Below are 8,205 nucleotides of genomic sequence, written 5' to 3'. Positions count from 1 at the left end.
GCAGCGCGGGCAGCGCGGGCAGCGCGGGCAGCGCGGGCAGCGCGGGCAGCGCGGGCAGCGCGGGCAGCGCGGGCAGCGCGGGCAGCGCGGGCAGCGCGGGCAGCGCCCCGAACGACCGGGTGGGCGGAACCGACAGCGGACCGGACGGCCGAACCGGCAGAACGGTCGGCGCACCGGGCGCCGTACCGCACGGCCCCGTGGGCGGCGCACCCCCGCCGGACGGCCGAGCGCGCAGCGCGAGCCCCGCACACGCGCCCGCCCCCGCACCGGCGCCTGCGCCGTACGCCCCGGAGTGCACCCTCACCACCGACGCCCGAGGCCACGCCCACCTCATCCTCCGCGGCGACCGCGCCGGCACCTGCCGGGTGCTGCTCTCGACCGGCCCCGCCGACGCCCCCGGCACCGACCCCCGCGCCCCCGGCTCCGCCTGGACCGCCTACGACGACGCGGACGCGCTCCGCTTCTGGGCGGGCGCCGGCTCGCTGGCCGTCCGCGTCCTGCCGGACGACTGGCACCTGGACGCGATCCCCCGCGAGAACGTGGACTTCGCCCTCCTCCACCGGGAGATCTTCGCCTACTACGAACAGGTCTCCACCTTCATGAAGTCCGAGGTCTTCAGCCTCGCCGACCGCTGCAAGGTCGAGACCTACGCCGAGCTCGCGTGGCAGATGTGCGACCCGCGCAACAAGGACCGCACGTACTACATGCCGCCCACCCGCGACCTCACCGACCCGAAGGCCCGGCTGCTCCTCGCCTACCTCCGCAACCAGCAGGCCAGGGCCCGCCCGCCGCTCGCCGTCCCCGCGCCGCCGCCCGCGCCGCCGGCGATCACCACCCGGGGCCGGCTGTGGGCCGTCCTCAAACAGGCGGCGACCCTCGAACTGGCCGTGATGCTCCAGTACTTGTACGCCGCCTTCTCCCTGCCCACGCACGGCGCGGGCCGCGTCCTCGTGCGGCGCGGCCTGTGGACCCCGCGCCAGCTGGAACTCGTCTGCGGCCAAGGCGGGGCGACGCTGGACGACGGGATCCGCGGCGGCCTGCTGACCGTCGCCCGCGAGGAGATGATCCACTTCCTGCTGGTCAACAACATCATCATGGCGCTCGGCGAACCGTTCCACGTTCCGGTGATCGACTTCGGCACGCTCAACGGGCGGCTCCCCGTACCCCTGGACTTCGCCCTGGAAGGGCTGAGCATCGGCAGCGTCCAGCGGTACATCGCCGTAGAGCAGCCCGCCGGCCTCACCCCTGAACTGCGGCGGGAGGGCGCGCCGCCCGGCCCGCCCGTGCCGCGCGCCGGCGCGTGGGGGTCGATCAGCGAGCTGTACGCGGCCATCCGGGAGGGGCTGCGGCGCGTCCCGGACCTGTTCCTGGTGGAGAAGGGCCGCGGCGGCGGCGAACACCACCTCTTCCTCCGCGAGTCCGTCAACACCGCACACCCGGACTACCAGCTGGAGGTCGACGACCTCGCGAGCGCGCTGTTCGCCGTCGACCTCATCACCGAGCAGGGCGAGGGCGGTTCCGGTGCCGCGCCCCCGCCGGAGACCTCGCACTTCGAGACGTTCCTGCGGATCGGCGAACTCCTCACCACCGAACGCGCCCCCGGACCGCACGGCCGGCTGCTCCCCTGGGACCCCGCCTATCCCGTGCTGCGCAACCCCACCCTCGGCACCGGCGACGCGGCCAAGGACCCCGTCACCGACCCCGAGGCACGGGCGGTCGCCCGGTTGTTCAACCAGGCGTACGAGTTGATGCTGCGGCTGATGGTCCAGCACTTCGGCGAGAGCGCCGACGGCAGCCTGCGCCGCTCGAAACTGATGAACGCCTCCATCGACGTGATGACGGGCATGATGCGCCCGCTGGCGGAACTGCTGGTCACCATGGACTCGGGCCGCCGCGGCCGGACGGCGGGGCCGACGTTCGAACTGGAGGCCGCGCCCCAGTCCGTGCCCCGCCCCGACGTCGCCCGCCGCGCCCTGGCCCTGCGCTTCGCCCACCTGGCCGCCGCGGCACGCGCCTGCCCCCGGGTGCCGGAGCAGGTCGGCGACATGGCGGCGTTCTACGCCGACTTCTTCCGGAGAGCAACGGAGCCGAAGGAGAGGAACCGCGAAGGATGAGGATCACATGGAGTGGCGAGCACGGGGGCCGGGGAGCGCCCTTCGACACCGACGTCCTGATCGTCGGCGCCGGCCCGGTCGGGCTGGCACTGGCCCTGGACCTGAGACACCGGGGCGTTCGCTTCCTGCTCCTCGACGCCTCCGACGGGCGGGTGGAGCACCCCAAGGTCGGTACGGTCGGACCGCGCTCGATGGAACTGTTCCGGCGCTGGGGCCTCGCGCACGCCATCCGGACGGCCGGCTGGCCCGGTGACCACCCGCTGGACGTGGCGTGGGTGACCGCGGTCGGCGGCCACGAGATCCACCGCCTGCCGTTCGGCACGTCCGACAGCCGGCCGCCGCTCCCCTGGACGCCGGAGCCCGAACAGGTCTGTCCGCAGCACCTGTTGGAGCCGCTGCTCGCCCGCGCGGTCGGTGTCCGCCCCGACGGGCCGCTGCGGCACGGCCACCGCCTCGACGGCTTCGTCCAGGACGCCACAGGCGTCACCGCCTCAGCCACCCGTCTCGCCGACGGCGCCGCCCTCACCGTGCGGGCCCGTTGGCTCGTCGGCTGTGACGGCGCCTCGTCGACCGTCCGCCGGCTCCTCGGCGTCGCCGCCCCTTCCCGCCACCCCACCCGCACCTTCCGCAACATCCTCTTCCACGCGCCGGAACTCGACGCGCGGCTCGGCGACCGCCGGGCCCTGGTCTACTTCCTCACCCGGCCACCGGACCTGCGCTACCCGCTGCGGTCGATGGACGGCCACGGGCTGTACCGGCTGATCGCCACCGCCGAGACGGCGCGGCACCAGGAAACGATGGCGCTGCTGCGGACCGTCGTCGCCGTGGACACCCCGCTGGAGGTGGTGTCCGAGCACGTGTGGCACCTGACCCACCGGATCGCCGACCGCTTCCGCGTCGGCCGCGTGCTGCTCGCCGGGGACGCGGCGCACACCCTCCCGCCGGCGGGCGGCTTCGGCATGAACACCGGCATCGGCGACGCCGCCGACCTCGGCTGGAAGCTCGCCGCCGAGCTGGCCGGCTGGGCGGGGCCGGGACTGCTCGACGCGTACGAGACGGAACGCCGCCCGGTCGCGGAGCGCGGCCTGGAGGCGGCCGGCGCCAACGTGCGGCGCACGGTGAGCCGCGCACTCCCCCAGGAGATCCTGCTCGACACCCCGGAGGGCGCCCGGGCCCGGGCGGCACTCGCCCGACGGCTGGACAGCGAGGCCGTCCGGACCGAATTCGACGCCCCCGACCTGCACTTCGGCCACCGCTACGCCTCCCCGCTGATCGTCACCGAGCCGGACGGCGACGACGGGGACTGGCGCTCCGACGCCCTCCCCGGCGCCCGCGCCCCGCACGCCTGGCTCGGCGGCGGCACGTCGACGCTGGACCTCTTCGGCACCGGCTTCCGCCTGCTGTGCTTCGCGGACGCCCCACCCCCGGACGCCCTCGCCGACGCCTTCGCCCGGCGGGGCGTACCGCTCGCGGTCACCCGCTGCCACGACCGGCTGGTGGCCCGGCTGTACGGCCGGCCGTACGTCCTGGTGCGCCCGGACGGCCATGTGGCCTGGCGCGCCGCCTGCCCGCCACTGGATCCGGGGCTGCTGGCGGACACGGTGCGGGGGGCGCGGTGAGGACGTCTTGGAGACGGACGTCCGGGGGCGCTTCGTCCGGGGGCTCGTCGTCCGGTAGCCCATCACCCGCAGGCCGAACGCCCGGTAGCCCATCGCCCGGTAGCCCACGGAGGCACCCTTGACACCCCTCGGCCCCTTCCGCCTCTCCGATGTGCACATCCCCGACCCGTATCCGCTCTACGAGCGCTACCGCGAGGACGACCCCGTCCACCAGGGCGAGGACGGCTGGTACCTCTTCCGCCACGCCGACGTCACCGCCGTCCTGTCCGACCGCCGGTACGGCCGCGGCGGCCTGCCCGCGCCGCTGCCGGCCGGGTGCCCGCATCTGCGGCGGACGGCCTCCCATTGGATGGTCTTCATGGACCCGCCGCGGCACACCCGCGTGCGCGCGCTGGTCGCGAGGAGTTTCACGCCCCGCGTGGTCGAGCGGCTGCGCCCCCGCGTCGACGAGCTCGCGGGCCGGCTCGTCGCCGATCTGGCCGAGACGCTGGCCGAGGACGGGCGGGCCGATCTGGTGGACCGGTTCGCCGCGCCCTTCCCGATCCTGGTGATCAGCGAGCTGCTGGGAGTGCCGGCGGACGACCGGCCCTGGTTCCGGGCGCGCGCGGTCGACCTCCAGCAGGCCACCAGCGCCCGCGCCGCCCGGCGGAGCGACGCCTACCGGGTGGCGGACGCGGCGGCGCGCGAACTCGACGCGTACTTCCGCGCCGAGCTGGCCCGGCGCCGCGCCACCGGGCCGACGGGACAAGGGGACGAGGGGGACCTGATAGCGGCCATGCTGCGGGCGGACGAGGAGGAGCCGCTGGGCGATGACGTCCTCGTCGGCACCTGCGTCCATCTGCTCACGGCCGGCCACGAGACCACCACCAACCTCCTCTGCAAGGGCCTGCTCGCCCTGCTCGACCACCCCTACCAGCTCGGACTGCTCAGTGAGCGCCCGGAGTTGCTGCCGGGGGCGGTGGAGGAACTGGTCCGCTACGACAGCCCGGTGCAGCTCATCAGCCGTCGCGCGCACGAGGACGGGGAGATCGGCGGGCATCCCGTCCGGCGGGGCGACAAGGTGACCCTGGTCCTGGGCTCGGCCAACCGCGATCCCCGCCGCTTCCCGCACCCCGACCGGCTGGACATCCGCCGTGACGCCCGCCGCCACTGCGGCTTCGGGCTGGGCGCCCACTACTGCCTGGGCGCCCCGCTGGCCCGGGTCGAGGCGGAGACCGGTCTCCGCCGGCTGCTGACCGGGCTGCCGGGGCTGCGACTGGCGGCGGACGAGCCGGACGGCCCGGTGCGGTACGCGGACGACCTGGTGTTCCACGGCCCGTCGAGGATGGTGGTGCGCGCGGACCGCTGAAGTCTCATACGAACCACCGTTCCAGATAGGCCGCCGGTGCGCGGCGGTCGCCGGAGGCGGCGCGGAGGCCCACGTACCCGTCGGGGCGGACGAGGAGGAGCGTCCCGGCGGGCACCGCACCGACCGCGTCGGCCTCGGGACGGACCCGGAACACCTCGATGGCCGCGCCGTACCGCTCCACGAGTCCCCCGAGCTCCGTGCCGCTTCCGCCGTCCTCGAAGACCAGGAGCGTCCACCTGCCGTAGGAAAGCAGTTCGTGGAGGCGCCGCCGGCCTCCGGCGTGGTCGCGGACGGGCAGGTCCGGCAGCCGGTCGCCGGCGCGCAGCGGCCCCCGGCCACCGGTGTCGGCGGAGAGGGCGCTCGGCCGGTGGTGCCGGGTGAAGTCGCTCATCATCAGCCGCGTCCGCCGTTCGGCCCACCGGCTGCCGATGACCACCGGCGCGGCGAGGCTCAGGGCCGCGAACGTCAGGGGGCCGGGCGGGAGTTCCGTGATGTTGTGGCGCATGTCCCGCATCACGCCGGCGGCCACGCGGCGCTGTTCGGCGGAGTACGTGTCGAGCAACTCCTCGCGGCAACGCCCCTGATGGACGGCCGCGAGCTTCCAGCCCAGGTTGTGGGCCGCGCACAGCCCGGCGTTGAGACCGTGCCCGCCGATGGGCGCCCACAGGTGGGCGCTGTCGCCGGCGAGCAGGGCGGCGCCGTGGCGGAGCCGCGCGGCGAGGCGGTCGTGGAAGCGGGCCCGGTTGGTCCACGGCGGGTCCGTCGGCACCAGCCGGACGTCGGGGTCGCCGGTGGCGCGGGCGACGAGCGCCCGCATCTCCTCGATGCCGGGCGGTTCCTCGCTGCGCGGCGCGGGGTCGTCGCGGAAGGCGAAGAACCGGTGCGCGCCCCCGGGCAGCGGGCTGACGATGAGGGAGACGCCCCGCTGGAGGAAGATCTGGGTGAGGTCGGGGTCGCGCGGAAAGCGCCAGTCGGGCTTGGCGTTGATCTGCACGGCCTGGAGGCCGGTCCGGCGCTCGCCCTCGAAGGGAATGCCGAGGGTCTTGCGCACGACGCTGTGCGCCCCCTCGCACCCCACGATCCACCGGCACGCGACCGTACGCCCCCGCCCGTCCGGCCCCCGCAGGTCGGCCTCGGCCCCGTCCGCCCCGACCCGCACCGCCACGGCCTCGGTGCCCCAGCCGACGTCGTCCCCCAGCGCCCGCAGCCGGCCGCGGAGCAGGCGCTCGGTGGCGTCCTGCTCGATGGCGAGCGGACAGGGGAAGGCCGTCCCCGGCACGGCCATGTCGTACTCCCCGCGCAGCCGCCCCCGCACCCGGAACGCCCCGCGCCGCACCACCACCCCCGCCCCGACCAGGTCCTCGGCACACCCGAGATCCCTCAGCGCCTCAAGGGCCCGCTGCCAGATGACACACGCCCGGGCCTCGCTCTTCGTACTCGGCTCCTTCTCGACGACGAGCACGTCCAGCCCGTACCGCCGCAGCGCGATCGCCAGGGCCAGCCCGGTGGGCCCGGCACCGACGACCACGACGTCCCGAACCTCCACCACGCAGCCCCCTCCCCGACGCCACCGCTTTGCCCCCCATCGTGCGGGAACCCCCACCCCGCCTTCAATGGCGCCTCTCTCCCGATTCTCCCGAAAGATCCCCCCGGAACATCCGGAACCGTCCCGACCCATCGGGGCAACGCGACAGCCTCGCACCCCACCCCTCCGGTCGGCTGGACGTCCCTCGCCACGCGTCCCCGCACGGCACCCGACGACACCGAGGCCCCGTGCGCCCTCCCGCAGGAGGGCGCACGGGGCCTCGGTCGTCGGACGACGGGTCAGCCGCGCGGGGAGAGCTCCGCCATCGCCGACCAGCCCTCGGACGGGACCTCGACGTTGACGATCTCGGGCGTCTTGGCGATCAGGTCGGGCATCCAGGCCATCGCCTTCTTGAAGTGCTCCGAGTTCACGTGCACCTCGCCGGCCGCGCCGTCCTTGAAGGCCTCGACCAGGACGAACTGGTTCGGGTCCTCGACGCTCCGCGACCACTCGAAGAACAGGTTGCCCGGCTCCCGCCGGGTGCCCTGGGTGAAGTCCTCGACGAGGCCGAGCCACTCGTCGCTGCGCTCCGGACGAATCGTGAACTTGACGACGATGAAGATCATGAACTGCTCCTGCGTGTGCGGCATCGGATCAGGGCTTTCACCCCGGATGTCCGATTATGCCGCGCGGCTGTGCGCGGACGATCTTCGGGGGGGCGCCCCGGTGTTTCACACGGCGGGCGGCGGCGCGCCGGACCGGGTGCGCTGGGGAGGTCGTGCACGGTCCGCGGGCCGCCGCCGGCGGCCGTGCCCTGGCCGCCGGCCTGACCACCGCCCCGGAGGCCCGCACGGCGGATGCCCCCGCCGGCCCCGTCATCCCCACCCTGGCCTTCTCGTTCTCCGACACGATGCCCGCGGACCAGCGCGACAGGTTCGTCGCCGAGACGAAGACCGTGGTGATGGGCTCGAAACGCGCCGAGAGCATCGACCACAAGCCGCAGCTCCGCCTGCCGGACGACGACCGCGCCCCCGTCTCCGTCTCCAGCGCGATCACCGAGATCCGCCGCAAGACCCTCCCCACCCTGCGGCGCCCCACGCCTACGGCCCCCGGAACGACTTCCGCACCCGGCGGCAGGCCGGATACCCGTACAAGGCCGCGTGGACGAACCACTCTCCACCGTCCGTCCGTTCCGCCGGCCACGCCAGGGTCCGAATCGGTTGGGCAAAACAGAAAGACCCCTGATGAACAGGGGTCTTCACTGGTGTCCGAGGGGGGACTTGAACCCCCACGCCCGATAAAGGGCACTAGCACCTCAAGCTAGCGCGTCTGCCATTCCGCCACCCGGACCGGGTGTGTCTCCCCGGGGCGTTCCCCGCGGCGACATGGATAACTCTATCAAGGTTTCGGAGCGCCTTTGACCAGGGCTTTTGGGGCGGCCATAAAGGGTGTTTATGGGCATACCAGGCGCCTTTGGCATCGCTCGGGGAGAGGTGGCCCCCGGTCGGCGGGGTTTCCGCCGTCGAGGGGGCGGTCCGGGCCGGGCGGGGGCGGGGTGCCGCCGGGGCGCCCGGGAATGTGCGCGGGGGACGGGCGCGT

At 74.5% G+C, this 8,205-nt stretch carries 5 protein-coding genes and 1 tRNA gene; 3 read left to right on the top strand and 3 right to left on the bottom strand.

Annotated elements, in window-relative coordinates; all coding sequences use genetic code 11:
- The 3 genes from ACH4PU_RS23895 to ACH4PU_RS23885 form a co-directional block, all read left to right on the top strand.
- On the top strand, positions 1–2,114 hold a 2,114-nt coding region (locus ACH4PU_RS23895), incomplete at its 5' end, for a ferritin-like domain-containing protein (protein WP_398275531.1).
- Entirely contained in the window at positions 2,111–3,733 is a 1,623-nt protein-coding gene (locus ACH4PU_RS23890; RefSeq protein ID WP_398275528.1) for an FAD-dependent monooxygenase, read from the top strand. The genes ACH4PU_RS23895 and ACH4PU_RS23890, both read left to right, overlap by 4 nt.
- 118 nt (positions 3,734–3,851) lie before the next feature.
- A complete protein-coding gene (locus ACH4PU_RS23885; protein WP_398275526.1) occupies positions 3,852–5,081 on the top strand; it encodes a cytochrome P450 in 1,230 nt (409 codons plus the stop codon).
- Positions 5,082–5,085: 4 nt separating this feature from the next.
- Here ACH4PU_RS23885 and ACH4PU_RS23880 read toward each other — a convergent pair whose 3' ends face one another.
- The 3 genes from ACH4PU_RS23880 to ACH4PU_RS23870 form a co-directional block, all read right to left on the bottom strand.
- Entirely contained in the window at positions 5,086–6,630 is a 1,545-nt protein-coding gene (locus tag ACH4PU_RS23880) for an FAD-dependent oxidoreductase (protein ID WP_398275523.1), read from the bottom strand.
- Between the two features lie 275 nt (positions 6,631–6,905).
- Positions 6,906–7,232, bottom strand: coding sequence for a putative quinol monooxygenase (locus ACH4PU_RS23875; protein ID WP_398275809.1), 327 nt, complete (start codon positions 7,230–7,232; stop codon positions 6,906–6,908).
- A 636-nt stretch (positions 7,233–7,868) separates the two neighbouring features.
- Positions 7,869–7,956: transfer RNA gene (locus tag ACH4PU_RS23870), tRNA-Leu, on the bottom strand.
- Positions 7,957–8,205 lie beyond the last annotated feature (249 nt).

The organism is Streptomyces sp. NPDC021100, from assembly GCF_044333095.1.
In the GTDB taxonomy this organism is placed as follows: domain Bacteria; phylum Actinomycetota; class Actinomycetes; order Streptomycetales; family Streptomycetaceae; genus Streptomyces.
The sequence above is the reverse complement of the archived record's forward strand: the minus strand, read 5'-3'. Positions and strand labels throughout refer to the sequence as shown.